This window comes from Mariniflexile litorale, assembly GCF_031128465.2.
In the GTDB taxonomy this organism is placed as follows: Bacteria; Bacteroidota; Bacteroidia; order Flavobacteriales; family Flavobacteriaceae; genus Mariniflexile; species Mariniflexile litorale.
This window is the reverse complement of sequence record NZ_CP155618.1, coordinates 4,444,991-4,463,367: the sequence shown is the minus strand read 5'-3', so window position 1 is coordinate 4,463,367 and position 18,377 is coordinate 4,444,991. Positions and strand designations below refer to the sequence as shown.

At 34.4% G+C, this 18,377-nt stretch carries 14 protein-coding genes; 6 read left to right on the top strand and 8 right to left on the bottom strand.

Annotated elements, in window-relative coordinates:
• Positions 1-4 precede the first annotated feature (4 nt).
• From QLS71_RS18955 to QLS71_RS18930, 6 genes are all read left to right on the top strand, one after another.
• Positions 5-976, top strand: coding sequence for a transketolase C-terminal domain-containing protein (locus QLS71_RS18955; RefSeq protein WP_308992159.1), 972 nt, complete (start codon positions 5-7; stop codon positions 974-976).
• Between the two features lie 11 nt (positions 977-987).
• Positions 988-1,941 carry a D-ribose ABC transporter substrate-binding protein gene (locus tag QLS71_RS18950; protein WP_308992160.1) on the top strand — a complete coding sequence of 318 codons (954 nt, stop codon included), beginning with the start codon at positions 988-990 and terminating at the stop codon, positions 1,939-1,941.
• 100 nt (positions 1,942-2,041) lie between these two features.
• Positions 2,042-2,665, top strand: coding sequence for a DUF2291 family protein (locus QLS71_RS18945; protein WP_308992161.1), 624 nt, complete (start codon positions 2,042-2,044; stop codon positions 2,663-2,665).
• A gap of 4 nt (positions 2,666-2,669) precedes the next feature.
• Positions 2,670-4,190 carry an ATP-binding cassette domain-containing protein gene (locus QLS71_RS18940; protein ID WP_308992162.1) on the top strand — a complete coding sequence of 507 codons (1,521 nt, stop codon included), beginning with the start codon at positions 2,670-2,672 and terminating at the stop codon, positions 4,188-4,190.
• A 54-nt stretch (positions 4,191-4,244) separates the two neighbouring features.
• Complete coding sequence (locus tag QLS71_RS18935) at positions 4,245-5,216, top strand: ribose ABC transporter permease (protein ID WP_308992163.1); 972 nt, start codon at positions 4,245-4,247, stop codon at positions 5,214-5,216.
• A gap of 38 nt (positions 5,217-5,254) precedes the next feature.
• Positions 5,255-6,754, top strand: coding sequence for a glycerol kinase GlpK (locus QLS71_RS18930; protein WP_308992164.1), 1,500 nt, complete (start codon positions 5,255-5,257; stop codon positions 6,752-6,754).
• 72 nt (positions 6,755-6,826) lie between these two features.
• On the opposite strand, the gene QLS71_RS18925 is transcribed toward QLS71_RS18930, so the two are convergent.
• The 8 genes from QLS71_RS18925 to QLS71_RS18890 form a co-directional block, all read right to left on the bottom strand.
• On the bottom strand, positions 6,827-8,200 hold the full coding sequence (locus QLS71_RS18925) for a glycoside hydrolase family 88 protein (protein WP_308992165.1): 1,374 nt from the start codon (positions 8,198-8,200) through the stop codon (positions 6,827-6,829).
• A 28-nt stretch (positions 8,201-8,228) separates the two neighbouring features.
• Entirely contained in the window at positions 8,229-9,635 is a 1,407-nt protein-coding gene (locus tag QLS71_RS18920; RefSeq protein ID WP_308992166.1) for a DUF4038 domain-containing protein, read from the bottom strand.
• A 72-nt stretch (positions 9,636-9,707) separates the two neighbouring features.
• The gene (locus QLS71_RS18915; RefSeq protein WP_308992167.1) at positions 9,708-11,162 is read right to left on the bottom strand and encodes a nucleoside hydrolase-like domain-containing protein; all 1,455 of its coding nucleotides are present in this window, start codon (positions 11,160-11,162) and stop codon (positions 9,708-9,710) included.
• 22 nt (positions 11,163-11,184) lie between these two features.
• Positions 11,185-12,660 carry a nucleoside hydrolase-like domain-containing protein gene (locus tag QLS71_RS18910; protein WP_308992168.1) on the bottom strand — a complete coding sequence of 492 codons (1,476 nt, stop codon included), beginning with the start codon at positions 12,658-12,660 and terminating at the stop codon, positions 11,185-11,187.
• Positions 12,661-12,718: 58 nt separating this feature from the next.
• A complete protein-coding gene (locus QLS71_RS18905; protein WP_308992169.1) occupies positions 12,719-14,134 on the bottom strand; it encodes a glycoside hydrolase family 140 protein in 1,416 nt (471 codons plus the stop codon).
• A gap of 26 nt (positions 14,135-14,160) precedes the next feature.
• Positions 14,161-15,510, bottom strand: coding sequence for a nucleoside hydrolase-like domain-containing protein (locus tag QLS71_RS18900; protein ID WP_308992170.1), 1,350 nt, complete (start codon positions 15,508-15,510; stop codon positions 14,161-14,163).
• Positions 15,511-15,526: 16 nt separating this feature from the next.
• Positions 15,527-16,357, bottom strand: a complete 831-nt coding sequence (locus QLS71_RS18895) for an aldo/keto reductase (protein WP_308992171.1) — start codon at positions 16,355-16,357, stop codon at positions 15,527-15,529.
• 25 nt (positions 16,358-16,382) lie between these two features.
• A complete protein-coding gene (locus QLS71_RS18890) occupies positions 16,383-18,338 on the bottom strand; it encodes a DUF5060 domain-containing protein (protein ID WP_308992172.1) in 1,956 nt (651 codons plus the stop codon).
• Positions 18,339-18,377: the final 39 nt, after the last annotated feature.

Below are 18,377 nucleotides of genomic sequence, written 5' to 3'. Positions count from 1 at the left end.
GATCATGGAATTAGATAAAATAGAGGAAAAGGATTTAAAAATGGGTAAGGCTAATCAAGATGTTTTTTCTGAAACATTGCAAGCATTAGCTGAAACCGATAGAAATATTATTGCAGTAACTAGTGATTCACGTGGTTCAGGAAAGTTAGTTCCTTTTGGAGAAAAGTATCCTAATCAAATTGTTGAAGTAGGTATTGCAGAACAAAATTTAGTGGGTGTAGCAGCTGGATTAGCTTCAGCAGGTAAAAAAACATTTGCAGTATCTCCTGCATGTTTTTTAAGTGCAAGAGCCTTGGAGCAAATTAAAAATGATGTTTGTTATTCTGATAACCCTGTAACTTTAGTGGGTATCAGCTCTGGTGTTAGTTACGGTGCACTTGGTACCACACACCATAGTTTACACGATTATGCTGTGCTTCGTGCCATAAACAATATCATTATCGTTGCACCAGCTGATAATTTTGAAACAGAACAAGCAGTTCGTTTAGCTGCTAAAACCAATAAACCTGTATACATGCGCTATGGCAAAAAAGCCATGCCTTTTTTAAAAGAAGATAATAAGACTTTTGAGTTTGGTAAAGGTCGTGTTGTTAGAGAGGGTAATGATATTACAATTATTGCTACAGGTGAAACCGTTTATCCTGCTTGGTTAGCTGCAAAAAAACTTGAAGATGAACATGATATGAAGGCGACTGTAGTTAGTATGCATACTATAAAACCTTTGGATATTAAATTATTAGAAGAATTAGCTTCAAACGGAAGACCAATTATTACTGTTGAAGAACACATGGTAAACGGTGGTTTGGGAGAAGCTTGTGCATCTCATCTCTTTCAAAAGGGATTTAAAAATCCATTTAAAATTGTTGGAATTCCTGATGAATATACCGTTACTGGTTCTCAGGTAGAAATCTTTAACCATTACGGCATATCGAAAGACGGTTTGTTTAAAACGTGTAAAGAATTGTTAGATATTTAAAATTAGATTTTATGAGCATACCAACTAAACCATTCAAACCACAAAATCTAATTCTTTTATTACTAGCCATATTTACTGTATTCAGCTGTAACTCAAAAAAGGAAGATGGCCCTAAAAAAATAGCGGTTGTTATTTCAACACTAAACAACTCTTGGTTCGTTGCTTTTGCAGAATCTGCTGCAGAACGAGCCAGAGAGTTAGGTTATGAAGCCACTATTTTCGATTCACAAAACAATACATCAAAAGAAGCAGAGCATTTCGAGAATTTAATTGCAGCAGGTTACAGTGCTGTATTATTCAATCCAACCGATTCAGAGGGTTCCGTATCGAATGTTAAACGTGCAAAGAAAGCAGGTGTTCCTGTTTTTTGCATGGATAGAGAGGTAAATTCTTTAGATGCAGCAACTTCACAAATAATTTCAGATAGTTTTTCTGGTTGTGTGGAATTAGGTGAATATTTTGTTCGTAAACTTAACAAAAAAGGAAAATATGTTGAATTGTTAGGATTGGTGGGCGATAATAATACTTGGAACCGATCCAAAGGGTTTCATAGTGTGGTCGATCTTTTTCCTGAATTGGAAATGGTTGCACAACAAAGTGCCGATTTTGATAGAAGTATAGCAATGGATAAATTGGAGTCAATTATGCAATCAAATCCAGATATTAACGCTGTATTTTGTGGAAATGATTCTATGGCCATGGGGGCTTATCAAGCATTAGTAGCCGCTGGAAAAGAAAAAGAAGTTATGATTTTTGGTTTTGATGGAGAAAATGATGTTATGAATGCCATAGCTGATAATAAAATAACAGCTACCGTAATGCAATCTTCTAAGAAAATGGCTAGAACTGCTGCTGAATTAGCCGATGAATATATAAATGGGAAAAGAGATTTTAGCGCAAAAACACCACTTGCTGTTGAAGTTGTTACACAAGAGAACATTAATAAATTTATTGCTAACAATTAAAATAATTAACCATGAAACTTCCATAACGAACTCTCGATATTCAAGGGAATGATTATATGGAAGGACTATGTGACAATAAAAGTAGATAATATATAAACACATGAAAAAACCAGTTAAATATATCGTCATAGTAGTTATTTTAGTTTTATCACTTTACAATGCTGTTTATTTTGAGCCATTAGATAAAGTTAAAGAAGAACAAAGCACCAGCGTTTTTGATGCCAAAACTTTGGCAACCGATTTTATGTCTAATAATATTGAAACTCTCCCAGCTATTAATGTTTCAGAATTTCTAGCAGATATTACTAAAGGTGTGGAAAAATATTGTGAACAAAAAGGAAAAAAACTTGGAATTAGCAATGATTACAATTTTATTATTGATGGCAATGCTACAGTTATTGCTATTGAAGAAGAAGATGTTTTGGTAGCAATTGATGATGATAGCAAACAACAAATACGAATAGCAACCGATTTTATTTTTGGAAATGCCATTAGAGACGGAAGTGGTTTAGCAGATATTGGAAGTTTTCAAAATACGATGGACTTCAATACTATTTCTGTTGAGCTTAACAATATCGTAAGGGAAACTATTGTTCCACCTTTCAAACAAAAAGTAAAGGAAGGTGATACGTTATATTTTAAAGGTGCCGTTAAAGTAAATACCAAGTCTCCTAATTTGCAAGCATTAAAAGTAATTCCACTTATTATAAAATTCAATAATTAAAATCGTGGAAAACCAACCAAACATATTATTACAAGCCAAAAATATAACTAAGAAATTTGGAGGTGTTATCGCTTTAAGCGATGTAAACCTTGACGTTCATACAGGAAAAGTGAATGTGATTGTTGGGGAAAATGGCGCAGGAAAATCGACATTGATGAAAATTTTATCTGGAGTATATCCAGATTATGAAGGGAGGCTTCTGTTAAATAATGAAGAAGTGAATTTTAGCAACCCAAAAGATGCCATGCAAAAAGGTATTGCTATTATTCATCAAGAATTAAATTTAATTCCTTATTTAAGCATTACTGAAAATATATTTTTAGGTAGAGAACTACACAATGTGTTCGGAATCTTAGATTCTAAACAAATGAACAACAAAACTAAAGAGCTACTAACTCGTTTGGATTGTAATTTGAACCCTAAAACATTGGTTTCTGAACTTAGAGTAGGTGAACAACAACTTATAGAAATAGCCAAGGCGTTATTAGAAGAAGCTAAATTGGTTATTATGGATGAACCAACATCGGCGATTTCAGATACCGAGGTTGAATCACTATTTAAAATTATTGCATCGCTTAAAAAAGACAATGTTTCCATTTTATATATCTCTCACAAATTAGATGAACTTTTTTTAATTGCAGACCGATTTATAGGTTTACGAGATGGGAAAATTGTTGGAAGTATAGAAAATGTTCAAGATGCAAAAAAGGACGACCTTATCCGATTAATGGTGGGTAGGGACATTAAAAACATGTATAAAAAAGAAACTGTTCCCTTTGGAGAAGAGGTTCTTAGAGTAGAAAATATATCGCTTCCAAAAATCACAAGTAAATCATCTTATTTAATAAAGGATATTAATTTTTGTGTTAAAAAGGGAGAAGTTCTTGGAGTATTTGGCTTAATGGGTGCAGGAAGAACAGAATTATTAGAAACACTTTTTGGATTGCATGCTAATATCATGTCAGGTTCTGTATTTATTGAAAACAAACAAGTCCGAATCAAATCGGTAATGGACGCCATTAAAAATGGTATGGGCTTAGTACCTGAAGACCGAAAAGAAGATGGTTTGGTATTACAAATGGAAATATCAAAAAACGTTAGTATGGCAAGTATTAACGACGTGGTAAAAAGTGGATTTTTAAACTCTAAACTTGAAGCACTTTTATCTAAAAAATATATTGAAGCTCTTAAAATTAAAACGCCTTCAGAGAAACAACTTTCAGGAAATTTGAGTGGTGGAAATCAACAAAAAGTAGTGCTTTCTAAATGGCTTGCTACGACACCAAAAATATTATTTCTAGATGAACCAACACGTGGCATTGATGTAAATGCAAAAAATGAGATTTATCATCTAATAAATAATTTAGCAAAAGATGGATTGGGACTCGTAGTTGTTTCTTCAGAACTTCCAGAAATTATGGCTATTTCTGATAGAATTCTAGTATTAAGCGATTCAAGAATCACTGGAGAATTCAGTCAAGAAAATTTCAATGAAGAAGCTATTATGAAAGCGGCTATTATATAATAATTAGAAATAACCCAACGAAACCACTCAATAAAAACAAAATAAGACTTTAAAATGGCTGATGTAAAAAATACTTTAGTAAAATTTCAATCCATTATTGCACTATTGGTGCTATGTATTGTTTTAACTATCATGTCTGATAAGTTTTTCACCATGGAAAATGGATGGAACATTGCAAGACAAATATCTATAAACGTATGTATCTCTGTGGGTATGACCTTAGTTATACTCACAAAAGGAATAGACTTGTCTGTAGGTTCTATTCTTGCTTTTAGTGGTGCTGTTGCTGCTGGGCTCTTAAAATTTGGTTTAGAAGTTCCTGCGTTTAATACCTACATTGGGTTTACTGTATTCGGTGCTATACTTGCAGGTTTAGTAATTGGTGGATCTCTAGGAGTGTTTAATGGGTGGATGATTACACGCTTTAAAGTACCTCCGTTCGTGGCAACTTTAGCTATGTTAACTATTGCAAGAGGTGCTACCATGTTATGGACTGGTGGTTTCCCTATAACTGGATTGGGTGATAGTTTCGATTTTATAGGAACAGGTTGGTTTTTAGGGATACCTATGCCTGTTTGGATTACTGTTATTATAGTGGTTATTGCGGTAATTGTTACTAAGAAAACGCAATTTGGTAGACATATTTATGCTATTGGTGGGAATGAAAGTGCTGCCAGACTATCAGGCATCAACATTAATAAAATAAAAATTTGGGTGTATGCCATTGCTGGTATTTTAGCAGCAGTAGGTGGTATTATACTAACATCTCGTTTAGACTCTGCGCAACCAAATGCTGGTATGAGCTATGAATTAGATTCTATTGCGGCTGTAGTTATTGGTGGTACTTCACTATCTGGAGGTAGAGGTTCTATTATGGGAACTGTTCAAGGAGCACTTATTATCGGTGTGTTGAATAGTGGATTGGTATTGCTAAACGTATCGCCTTTTTGGCAACAAATAATCAAAGGTTTGGTAATATTAGTAGCCGTAATTATGGATCGATTAAATCACCCTAGCGAAGACTAAGCTTTAAAAAAAAGTCTTTATTTAAAGTAAAAATTATTATGTCTAAATCATATATTTTATCCATCGATCAAGGAACGAGTGGTACTAAAGCTATAATCTTTGATGAATTTGGAAAAGTTGTTATTAAAACTACTGAATCTTTAAAATCATACTATCCCCAATCTAGTTTTGTAGAGCAGGATCCTATGGAGATTTATCAGTCGGTTATAAACGCCGTTAAAAATTGTATGAATCAATTTAACGAACAATTTCCAGGCGAAGAAAACAGTGTTGTTTCTTGTGGTATTTCTAACCAACGGGAAACTTTTGTATTATGGGATAAAAACGGAAATCCATTACATAATGCAGTAGTTTGGCAATGTAAACGATCTGTTGAAGTTTGTGAGCGTTTAAAAGAAAGTAATTTAGAAAAAGCTATAAATTCGAGTACAGGTTTAACTATTGACCCTTATTTTTCAGCAACAAAAGTTATATGGCTTAATGAAAATAATGATAAAGTAAAAAAAGCCATCCATGATGGAGACGCCTACTTTGGAACGGTTGATACTTGGTTGCTTTACAAACTTACTAATCACAAAAGTTTTAAATCAGAATATACAAACGCATCGAGAACTTTATTCTATAATATTTATAATTTGGAATGGGATAAATCGCTTTTGAAAACATTTGGTATAGAAAATATAAATTTGCCAGAGGTTACATTTTCATCCGACCATTTTGGGGATTCAACTTTTGAAGGGGCTTTTAAAAATGCGCTTCCTATAACAGGAATTATTGGCGATTCTCAAGCAGCTTTCTTTGGTGAAGAATGTTTTACTAATGGTATGGCAAAAGCCACTTTAGGTACAGGTTCATCTATTTTATGGCATGCTGAGAATATTTCTAAAGATATTCAAAACGGTATGCTAACCACTATTGGATGGAGTGTTGAAGGCCAAGTAAATTATGCTCTAGAAGGCGTGATAGTAAGTTGTGGTTCTACTATTGAATGGTTGAAAAATCAATTAGATGTTTTTACCACTTATAGTGATATTGAACCTATGGCAACCTCGTTAGAAAACAATGAAGGTGTTTATTTAATCCCAGCTTTTAGTGGTATGGGAGCACCTTATTGGCAAAAAGATTGGAAAGCTTCTGTTCATGGATTAACTTTCGGAACAACCAAAGCGCATTTAGTGAGAGCAAGTTTAGAATCAATTGCATTTCAAATAAAAGATGTTATTCATTCTATTGAAAAAGAAACGAAAACATCTTTAAAAGAATTAAAAGTAAACGGAGGTATTACTGCCAATAAGTTTTTAATGCAATTTATCGCAGATTTATTAAAAACCCCAATAACCAACATGGGAATTACCGATGTTTCAGCATGGGGAGCAGCTTTAATTTCTGGATTGGGCGTAAAACTTTGGAAAAATTTTGAAGAACTACCAAAATTGCCTAGTGAAATGATTAAACGTTATGACCCAAATAAAAATAATGATATTGTAAATGATGCCTATTTAGGTTGGCAATTAATAATTAATGATAAAAAACAATAAACAAAAAGCACCATATAATTGGTGCTTTTTGTTTTAGTAGATTGTCTAAAAATATAAAATGGCTTAGTAAACTTAGTGTTTATTTGGCCATTCACTTTTTAGAATAAAATGATACGTGCTATTCACAGAGTTATCTTTTGCTTTTTGAATTTCAAGGGTGTCATTTTGTAATAGCTTAATCATTTCCGCACCCGCATAAAGCACAGGGCCATAGCCATGAGTCGCATAAATGCTTTTTCCTCTATTATAATAGTAAGTGTTGTCGTGTGCGAACGTTGTACCTTCACAAGTACCATCTACGGCACCATTTTCAAGTACGCGTGTTTTAGTTGCGTTCCAACCTGTTAGGGCCACAGGACCGTAAACATGACTAACCCAACCTTCATTAATACCTTTAGCAATAGCAAAAGTAAACATGGCTGTACAAGATGTTTCTGTATAGGTATCACTTTTATCCAACAGATTATGCCAGAATCCTGTTCCGTCTTGCAAATTTGCTAAGGAACGCACCATCGAACGGTATAAGTGCAGAATTTCATCTCTCCCTTTGTAATCATCAGGTAAAACACTCAGCAATTCAGCCATGGACATTAAAACCCATCCATTTGCGCGTCCCCAGTAAAAATGTGGGTCATAATCACCTGAAGTAACATTCCAACCATGGTCAAACAATTCCTTATCTTTTATATATAATTTATCGCCCATTTGAAGCACTTGTTTTACAGCATCATCAAAATATTTGTTGTCACCAGTCAATACACCCATATTCGCTAGAAAAGGAACACTCATGTACATATCATCTGCCCATACCGATTCGTATTGTGGACGGTTTCTTGCTAATGTGCCATTTTCTAAACGAAATTGGTTATTTGAAATATGATCGGCAGCTTGATTGATTAATTTTAAATAATTTTCATTTTTATTTTTTAAATAAGTTTTAATCATTGCTGCGCTAATAGAACCACAGTCGTCAAGTGCATGAAAATTTAGAATTCTGCCCCAACTTCCAATTTTTTCTTTGGTTATTTTTTTTGAATTTTTTTGAAAATATGGTAAATTTTTAAGCACATAATCATAAAATTTAATGTTATTAGAGAAAAAGGCTTTATCTCCTGTTACATCCTCTATATAATCAAAAGCTGAAAGTACAACACCATGAGTATAAGAGAATTCGCTTGAAAAACCTTTGGATGGTTCAGCATTTAAATTGAATGTTTTAAAGTTGGTTATTTCTTTTCCTGTTTGACCATCCACTATAGTTTGAGGACTCGAAGCTTCATAATAAACACGAATTCTATTTAAAACCTCCTTGATGTTATCAACTTCAGGGAATTCATATGGAATTTCATATTCCGGAATTCTACTAGAGCTGTTTTCTTGAGCATTAAGTAAATGTATTTGAGGTACTATAAAAAGTACAATTAATATGTATTTAAATGTATTCATATTGGAATTTAAGTTTTATTTTATGATTTTAATTTTTCAATACTAATATAGCATCTTCCCAATTTGATGGAGGTACCATAGCTTTCGATTCATTATCTTTAAAAGAAGAGACTTTCTCTATTTCTCCATTTCTAGGATAAAACCAGTATGCTTCAGCATCTTTATTCAAAACATTGTTTACACGACAACTAGAGTTGTTAGAGAAATAAATCAATGCCATATCTCCTGATTTTGTAGTAACGGCAGTTTTTAAACTTTCATTTTCACCAACTCCAGAAATAACATTCCCGTTTGGAATCCATTCATTCCACTTGTGGTCTATTAAAAATGGTTTCCCAATTTTTGCTATTTGAATTGCCCCAGGGAAATTTAAGGCTTCTTGCCAAGTATAGCCACAATTATAATCACCTTCATTGCCTCTCATGGCCCAAATAGGAGCAGCTCCATAGGTATGTCCAGCCCCACCAGCAAAAAATGTTTGATAAAATTGTCTGCGAACTCTAACTGGCGTTACCCATCCACATTCATGACGATAGGTGCCATATTCATAAGAACCTTCTAAGAACAAGCTTGGTTTAACAGGGTTTTTTAATTGATAATCATTTAGCATAGCTCTATATACATCATTTACTTCTTTCCAAACTTCCACACCATTTACATCTTGCCAAGTATCTTCATGAAACCATTGTGATGATCCGTAAGGATAATCTCCATTAGGATGGTAAGTTAAAAAAACCTCGTCCCAAGCGGAATGTTTTTCATTCCAAGCAGGGGTTTTATTAGTCGCTCCTTTAACAATCCCTTCTGCCATTGCTCTATAAATATCACGGTAATCGTATTGGCTGTATTTTTGATTCTTGTCATACCCATCAAATTGTGCTTTGGTATCACCACCAAGTACCCAAATAACATGTGGTTCTTTTCCGTATCTTTTCCCAATAAATTCACCATAAGTTTTGGCTTCCTCTGTTGTATATTGTCCTGTACCAGTAACTAGTTCAGAAGCCCAACATGGTAAAAGTGCTATATACATGTTTCGTTTTTTTACTGCTTCAATGGCATAATCAACATGATCCCAATAGTCGTTAGGGGATGTTGAAGAACCACCTTTAACTACTAGAGGTTCTGATGTGTTTGGTGATTTTTCATCTCCAGTAAAAGGTCTATGTCCATATGCATTTACAGCGTTATCCGGACTTCTATTAATACCTCCACCATGAGGTGACCAATGAGCTACAGTTTGAATTACTGTAAAACCTAGTGCCTGACGACTATCTAAATATTGGTCAATTTCTTCTCTTGTTAACTGTTGAATCATTCCCCAACCAGTGTCTCCAATCCATAGAAAAGGGTTTTTATCTTTATGTTGAATATAATGACCGTTTGTGGATACTTCCAGTTTACCATGTTGTTGCCATGGTGATTGTGCTATCATTTTAAAAGAAAATAGAAATATTATGCACAAGATTAATGTAATGCTAAACTGTTTATACATAGTGCTTATTTATTACTTTATAGTTATAATAATACGTTGATATCTAGTTAGCTGGGGAGTTCCACTATCTTTTACTTCATAAATAATATGAATAGTTTGTCCTTTTTCTGCATTTTTTGGAACTGTAAATGAAGCCTTTTGTTCGGTAGAATTTATTATAGAAATACTATGAATATAAGTTCCAGCTTCATTATGTTGCCACCAAGCATATTTAAGTTTATCACCATCAGGATCAATTGTTCCTTTACCATCAAGTTTAATTTTGTCGCCAGGTTTTGCATAAATATCTATGGCATTTTTAAGTTTTACAATGGGTGGGTGGTTGGCTTCTTCATAAGATTTAACACACCAATCTGCACGAGCTGCAAAATCATTCTGTAAAGCATCTACCCATCTCGTTATAGGATTAAAATAGGCATTCATTAAATCCTGATTTTCAGGATATATATTACGCATATAGTTTCGTCCCCATGCTGTTTGTGTAAACCAGCGTCCTTCTGGGTAGGTGTAGTTGGCTTCAGGTACTGGATCTAACCAAGTGTTTTCTCTAACATTCACATAGCGACCACCCCAACCACCATAATTTGGTGATTCTAAAGAGCGCAGTCCTGTTGGAATTGCATATATAAAAGCAGGAGAATCTCCTTCAGATCTAAAATCGCCTTTCTTTTTATGGTTTTCGGCTCTAAATCCTTCGTTATCACCATCACCTTTATAGGCTTCATATAAAGAACAAAGCGACCCATGATTTTCTAGAATGTTAGATTTCATCCAATCATTTCTAAAATAGCTTATTTTATCTTCTGGGATTATCTTATCCCATTGGTAAGCAACGGCCCAAAATTGATCGCATATAATGGTTTGAATATTATACTTACCCCAATGCGGACGAATGTACTTTTGATACGTATCATCTTGTTCCCAAATGAAGAAAAAGCGAAGTTTATTAGCTACGTATTCCATTTTATCAGGATGCTCTTCTTCAATGGTTTTTAAGGCTCTTGCAATAGTGTTTGTACCTCCCCATGCTTGAATCCAGATGTGCCTATTATCCGATTCATCTAGTAATACTTTCGCAATATGTTCTGAACCAGGGGTGATGGCGTTCATTTCGCCTTGGGCTTCAACATTGCCTAAAAAATTAATAGATTTTAAATATTCAGGAGTAGGATAATCTTGGCTGTGCTTTATTAAATTAGGATAGACGTTTTCATAGGCATCAAGATAAGGATTAATCCAATCATCGCCCGCCCATTTATGTCCTTGCCAGTGATATTGAGAACTAGAGGTAATAATACCTTCAACATCCCATTCGTTCGCATACAGTAGGAATCTTACCATAGAACATTCATCATCTATTTCTCCGTCTGAAGTGACAATAACTCTTGTTTTTTGATTTTGACTATTAACCTCAGTTTGTACTGTTAAAAACAGAAGTATAAAACTTAAAAATGGTATTTTTTTCATTTTTTAATATTTAACTTATTTATTATTCTTTAATAGTAACAATAATACGTTGATAGCGAGTTAACCTTGGCGTTCCATGATCTGTAACTGCTAAAATAATGTGCATAGTTCCAATTCCAGGTTCCATAATACGTTTTGTAGGAACTACGAAAGAAGCTTCTTGTTGGTCAAAATTCTGAATTTCTAAAGGTTGTCCACTACGGGCACTTGAAAGCGGAAATGTTCCAGCCTCTGAATATAAAAACCACTCATATGAAAGTGCGTCACCATCAGGGTCGTTAGAACCTTTTGCACTTAGCATCACTTTATCCCCTTTTTTAGCCACTAAATTATTATCGTGACCTAGTTTAGCGATAGGTGGGTGGTTGGCTTCATCATAATCTTTAATTGTCCAATCCATTCTCGCTGCAAAATCGTATTGAAACGCATTTCTCCATCTCCAAATGGTTTCATGATTTCCATCGTGCCAACGTCCATCAACACCTAATACTTCATCATCAGCATCCGAGTAGATTGGTCTGCTTTCTGGATAAAGATGCCATTTTTGCATTCTTGGTGTATATAATTCATAACGACCTCCCCAGCCACCATATTCAGGATGTTCAGGGTTGTTTAATCCATTGTTGATTAGTGATAAAAATGAAGGTGTATCACCTTCCATTAAGTATTCCCATAGCGGGTATTCAGCACCTAAAGGTCCTTTTTTTCTTATATTTTTTTCAAGCCATTCGTTAGTAACCGTACTAAAATCACCGCCTTCACATCGCGCATGAAAAAAGTCGCCACTAATACCACTCCAAGTGGCATGATGATAAGCACCTCCTTGATTAAACCCTGGGCTTATAACGTAAAATAATTCTGGGAATTCTTTACGGATCCATGGGCCACTATCGTCTTGATCTGAAATAGCATATACACGAAGTTTTGAAACAAATTTCTGAAGTTCCTTAGCAGATCGCGTTTGTTTTACTTTCCATAGCGCTTGTCCTAAAACATTTGGTCCGCCCCAAACAGTTACCCATAATGGTCTTGGATCGTTTTTATCAACCGTTTTTATTAGCAATTCAGAGGCATTAGAATCTTTCCCTTTACCAACGGCTTTTACACCATATTCAGATAGCCCTTCTGTAATTATAGATTTTAAGTAGTCTCCTGTTGGGAAACCTGATTCATGCTTTTCTAGATTATCCCTTACTTTACTATAAGCTTCCACGATTTCTTTGACGCGATAGGTTGCGATTTCATGCTGTTGATGAATAGAAGTGGTGGCAGCCAACCCTTCTATATCATAATTATTAGCATACACTAAGAAGCGAACCAGTGACATAGCATCATCAGGTTCATTTTCAATATCAGTCAATACAAAAACTCTTGGTTTTTCTTGTGCTAAAATGACACTTGTTCCAAAAAACAAGAAAATAATTAATGCTTTAATAATCTTTACCTGAAAGCGTTTATTAAATTTTAGTGTATTTCTGTCGGTGTTTAATTTAGTCATTTTTATTAGTATTTAAATTTTAATAATTTTATAAATTTAGTCATTTTTTGACAGTAAACTACTGAATTACAATACCTGGAGTATTGAATTTTTTTGATTTATTATCAAGAAGCAATACCCAGTCGTTTCCGTTAAATTTTGTACCAGGCGGATTAAAAGTAAGCTTGCCTTTATTTTCAAATTCACCAATTTTTTGTGACGAACCGGTTCGGGTATCGTACCACCAGGCAATTACTTTTTCTCCAGAAATTTTACCCATTTGAATTGTAAAATTGCGTCCTGTATAATTATAAGCCATTAGATAGTCTTTTCCTTTTGATACCAAAATGCGATTGTATTTTTCACCTTCATCACCAGCAACAACCGATTGATCATTCATTCGTTCAAAGTAAGGGCGAGATAAAATAAGATTTTTTAAGTATTGTAGTTCAAAAGCACCTTCAACATCTAAAGCTTCAACAAAAGATAATTTTGCGCCGCTTTCAGGAGCATTTTCTCCTTCTTTATATACTTGACGTACAGTGTTTTCACCGTATACGTGACCACAAGATCCTGCAAAAACAGACCAATATGCATAACGTCTTATATCATTTGCTTTCCAATAAGGTTGTGAATGGTCATGAATGCCTTGTGGAAGCGATTCATAGGAGGCTTCGCCATCTAAGGTTGGTCTAAGTGGCTTTTTAGATAAATCGTCTAAAACATAACGCCAACTATCTTCTCCATAACCAGTTTCATCTTGAGCATACGTTCTGTGCCCTGAAACAAACATGTTTACATCTAGCCAAGAATCATTATTAAACCATGTACTCGATTGCATTCTACCAAAAGGATGAAATGTAATTAAATGGTTTGGATCGGTTTTTTTGATAGTAGCACCAATAGTTTGCCAAATTTCAGTAAAGGTATCTCCTTTAGTACTGCCTCCATTTACCCATATGATGTTGGGTTTATTTTTAAAGTGATTCCCTAAATGGGCTGCAAATAATTCTGCTTTTTCAATGGTGAGGTTGGTATCTTTTTTTACCAAATCTCTCCAAGTCGGTGTTAAAGCTATATAAATTCCATTTTGAGCAGCAACTTCCACGATGTAGTCTAGATGATCAAAATAATCATATTCATCTGAATTGTTTGGGTTATTGCCAGGAGTTTGAATAGGTTGCGAAACATCATCATTTGCATAAGGGTAATCATCATAAGAATTTTTATGATCGTAATTTTGAACAAAAATGCACTGTACCACGTTAAAACCTTTTTCTTTGCGATTTTCAAAGTATAGTTTCACTTCGTCTCTGTTTAATCTTATTGGTAATAACCAAGACGTATCGCCCAACCAAAAAAATGGTTTGCCATTGGCATGTTGTAAATAACGCTCATTCTCGGACACTTTTAAATTTCCATTATCCCATGGCGCTTGACCTTTTACGCAAATTGAAAAGGTTATAAATGCAATAATTAATACATTTTTTGTCATATGTTTAGTTTTTAGTTAGTTTAGTTTTATGGTTTTACAGTTATGATCATTCTTTTATAAGACACTAGAGCAGGGTCTCCGTTGTCTCTAACTTCCAAAATAATATGAATGTTTTCTGCTTTATTTACTTTAGGTGCAACAAAAGATGAAACTCCTTTGTCTGAATCTTGAAGTTTTACCAATCCATCATAACTCCCAGCATCTTTGTATATCCACCAGTTAAAAGTGATGTTATTTCCATCTGGGTCATAAGATTTACTAGCGTCCAATTTTACTTTTTTTCCGCTCTTAACAGTTATAGTTTCTGTGTTTTTTAGTTTAACAATTGGTACATGGTTGGCATCTTTATAATTTTCAGCAATGCACCACGTCATACGTGCTTCAAAATCTCTGTTGGCATCGTCTACCCATCTACCAAGAGATTTTTTTATATCGCCATCATCTTTTGCATCGACATATACATTCTCAAATTTATCAGATTTTGTAAACCTACCACCCCAACCACCATAAGCTGGATTTTCATGATTTCTAAGACCATTTTCAACAAAGTAAAGAAACGCTGGAGAATCTCCTTCACTAACATAATCTTGTGGGTATAAAGCACCTAGTGGCCCATGATTGTTTTTAATATCATTTTTTATAAGATCATAGGTGTTTTTCTGACTTCTATAATTCCAAGTACCTGCAAAAGAACCACAATAAAGCATAGTTACTTTCGGATGTTTGTTTTCAATATAGTTTCCAGCACCATCTTGATACCAAATATTATACATGATAACTTTGGATATCGCTTGGTCATATTGGTCTGGATACTCCGTTTTTAATTTATAGAACGCGCGTGCAGCGGTATTTCCACCGCCCCATGCTTGTATGTACACTGGAGCTGGATTTTTTTCTAGTAATATCTCAACAATCTTGTCTGATCCAGGAGTGTCAGACCATTTTTCAGGTGTAAACTTAATGTCGCCTCCTGGTATCAATTCCCATCTTTTAGCCCGTAAATCTTTTAAATGTTCAATGTCTTCATCACCTATATAACTAATGCTTTTAAGCTTTTCATAGGTAGGGTAGTTTGAATTGTGTTTAATGAGATTAGGATACACTTGCTTGTAGGCTTCCAATTGTTTTTCATACCAATCCTCATCACTATGTCCATTTCTTTGAAAAATGGAATTGGTTTCAATAATGGCAAGTAAATCTACATCACAAGAGTAAAGTAAAAACCGAATCATAGAGCTATGATCATCTACCTCTCCATCGGTCATGACGATTACTCTGGGTTTTAAATCTTTGTTTTGAGCAGCTATATGCTCTGAATTTAAAAATAGATAGAGAAAAATCAATATAATATTTGTGATAATCTTTATTTTTTTCATAATAGAATATGCTTATTTAAAAATCAAAATTTGCAGGATCGGGACCAAAACGTTTACTCTGGTCTAATGCATCTAATTCTTCCATTTCAGTTTGAGAGAGCTCAAAGTCAAAAATTTGAGTATTCTCAATAATACGATTGGGATTAGCTGATTTAGGAATGGTTATAACTTCATGTTGTAAATCCCAGCGTAAAACAATCTGAGCAGGTGTTTTCTTATATTTTTTAGCAATGTTTTGAACAGTTGGAACATCTACAATATGACCTTGCATTAAAGGACTCCAAGCTTCCATTTGAATATGATGGTTCTGGCAGAAATTTAATAACTCCGGTTGTACAAGATATGGGTGGAATTCCATTTGATTAATACTTGGCACTATAGTATTTAAATTTAAAATATCTTGAAGATGAGGAACAAGGAAATTACTCACTCCAATAGCTTTAGCACGTCCACTTTTATAAATTTCTTCCATGACTTTCCAAGTTTTTTGATAGCAACCAGCCACAGGCCAATGTATTAAATACAAATCAACATAATCGGTATCAAGACGTTTTAGACTTTCTTGAAATGCAGCTAAAGTTCGATTTTTACGTTGGTCATCATTCCATACTTTAGTAGTTAAAAAGATATCTTCTCTTGGAATTCCGCTCTCTTTTATTGCTTTTCCAACACCTATTTCATTGCCATAAACAGTAGCTGTATCAATACTTCTATAACCTAATTTTAAAGCACTACTTACGGCATTTTGAACTTCATTTCCATCTTCAATTTGATAAACACCAAAGCCCAACCATGGCATTTTAAGTCCGTTATTTAATGTTGTATAGCTATTTAAATTATCCTTCATTTTTTCAATTTTAATTAATTAATTTTTATTTCTTGCGTTTAACAACAGCAAGCCAATCCTCTTTTTCAGATGGTGCAGAAAGTAATACTGATTGACCACCTCCTATAATGGTTTCTGGTGAAAGTGAACCACCAGTTCGAGGATTAAACCATGACAGCGTAAATTCACCTGATGCTAAAGTCATGTCTAAATTAGCTTTACCACCAAGTGGGAGGTAAACAAGATAGAGTTCATTCTTGCTAGCAAAACAATATATAGAATTATCAGCAGAAAAATTGCCTACCAATTCATTTTCATTTTTCATTTCCCAAAACGGGATGTTATTGTCTTTAAAAAAATCTAAGGCTATTTTGCAATATTCCCATGATTTATCACGACTTCTGAAATCTTCAGCGATGATGTCGTTTTGAGTCAATTTATATCCAAAATAATATTCAACACCAGCACCACCTGCCATAAGATTTCCCCAAAGCGTGTAACGGCGCACATCATTTAAATCATACGCATCATTTCCTTCACCAGCGGTGCCGTTAAATCCATCGTAATTAGGGTCTGGTGGGACTCCAAGATTTGCAGAACCTTGTTCATCATTAGCCACAACCCATGCTTTACCGCTTAAATCGGAAGCTTTTACCCACTGCAATGTTTTGGCATGGGTTTCATTCCACATGTTTTGCAGTGATGCACCGGTTAATACTGATCCGTTTCCAAGAAGCGGTGTGTAAACACGATCTTGCATATTAGGATAAGAGTGAATAACGATGTTGTGATTATAAGGGTTTGTTTCTTTGATATACAACGCCATGGCACGTTGTTCTTCAGGTGTTTGTGTGTTTTCTTCGCCAAGATTCCAGTTTAATGCAAGATGATGACCATAACGAGCGATAAGTTCACGCAAATAGAGTTTGCGCTCTGGACCTAATTTACCACCGTCAAGAGATTCTGGTACAGCAACGATTTCTCCAGATTTTAGTGGAATATCTATAATATTTGCACCGTTCCGTTTTCTATTGTCATCAATTTCTGTTTCTTGTAATTTAAAATGCAAGTGTAATCCAAGTTTCTGAGCATGGGCAAAAACGATTTCCCACTGGTCTAGTTTAGAGCAATCGTAATGAAATTTGTCGTTACGTTCCACAAAAGGCCAAACATTATCACCATCGCCACCTGCATTGTATGGTAGAAAAGAGATTGAATTAACACCTTTGCTAGCTAAATAATTAAGAGCACCAATAAGTCCTTTTCCTTTATTATTATGCCAAACGGGATCATTATTATTCCAATCTTTAACATGTGATGTCCAAGTTTTAAGTGGTACATTTTTTTTACGAGCAATGGTATTGTCGAAATCTACTGAACCCAATAATGTTTCAGGTGAATCGGGTCCTGCTTTTAGAAAATACTCACCATTACCTGCAAACTGTAAATAATGACGTCCCACATATTGTAAACGTCCTTTTCCACGGAAATCTCGTCCGCTTTTATCAGTTGGTTTTATTTCAAAAGAACCTGTAACTCCATGGTATGGGGCAACGGTTTTACCTGATAAATCTGAAATGGCAACTCCTGAACCGCTAACAAATAAAATGGTATAGGTCCATTTCCCTATCCGATCAGGAGAAAGGTGAGCTCGCCAGATTTCACCCGATGTAGCACCTGATTCAGCTGCATTTCCATCGGCTGCAAAATATCCAGGAACCGTATATTTAGGTGATCCAGATTCATGTTTAAAAATCACATTAAAGCGATAATCGGTAAATGGATTTATAACTTTGTCGGCTTCGTTGGTAAAAGGCCCTGCAAGGTTTAAAGTTATATTATGCCATTGACGAAGTTCTCCTGAAATTGTTACATTGCCATTACCATTTGCTTTTTTTGAATTAGTTGTTTGTGAAAACCCGGTAGTACTAATTACTGTTATCACTAAACTAAAAGTAAAACGGAGTAATTTTAATCTGCTTAATTTTATTAGATATTCCATATTGGTTTAGTTGTAATTAATTATGGTTTTAAGAATTTG

Bases quoted from the DNA above. Each gene is read 5' to 3' on its own strand.
- QLS71_RS18920 (WP_308992166.1), bottom strand. From the start codon at position 9,635: ATGATAGCACAATCACCATGGCAACAACATGGTAAACTGGAAGTATCC.
- QLS71_RS18950 (WP_308992160.1), top strand. From the start codon at position 988: ATGAGCATACCAACTAAACCATTCAAACCACAAAATCTAATTCTTTTA.
- QLS71_RS18915 (WP_308992167.1), bottom strand. From the start codon at position 11,162: ATGAAAAAAATACCATTTTTAAGTTTTATACTTCTGTTTTTAACAGTA.
- QLS71_RS18925 (WP_308992165.1), bottom strand. From the start codon at position 8,200: ATGAATACATTTAAATACATATTAATTGTACTTTTTATAGTACCTCAA.
- QLS71_RS18945 (WP_308992161.1), top strand. From the start codon at position 2,042: ATGAAAAAACCAGTTAAATATATCGTCATAGTAGTTATTTTAGTTTTA.
- QLS71_RS18930 (WP_308992164.1), top strand. From the start codon at position 5,255: ATGTCTAAATCATATATTTTATCCATCGATCAAGGAACGAGTGGTACT.
- QLS71_RS18890 (WP_308992172.1), bottom strand. From the start codon at position 18,338: ATGGAATATCTAATAAAATTAAGCAGATTAAAATTACTCCGTTTTACT.
- QLS71_RS18935 (WP_308992163.1), top strand. From the start codon at position 4,245: ATGGCTGATGTAAAAAATACTTTAGTAAAATTTCAATCCATTATTGCA.
- QLS71_RS18900 (WP_308992170.1), bottom strand. From the start codon at position 15,510: ATGAAAAAAATAAAGATTATCACAAATATTATATTGATTTTTCTCTAT.
- QLS71_RS18895 (WP_308992171.1), bottom strand. From the start codon at position 16,357: ATGAAGGATAATTTAAATAGCTATACAACATTAAATAACGGACTTAAA.
- QLS71_RS18905 (WP_308992169.1), bottom strand. From the start codon at position 14,134: ATGACAAAAAATGTATTAATTATTGCATTTATAACCTTTTCAATTTGC.
- QLS71_RS18955 (WP_308992159.1), top strand. From the start codon at position 5: ATGGAATTAGATAAAATAGAGGAAAAGGATTTAAAAATGGGTAAGGCT.
- QLS71_RS18910 (WP_308992168.1), bottom strand. From the start codon at position 12,660: ATGACTAAATTAAACACCGACAGAAATACACTAAAATTTAATAAACGC.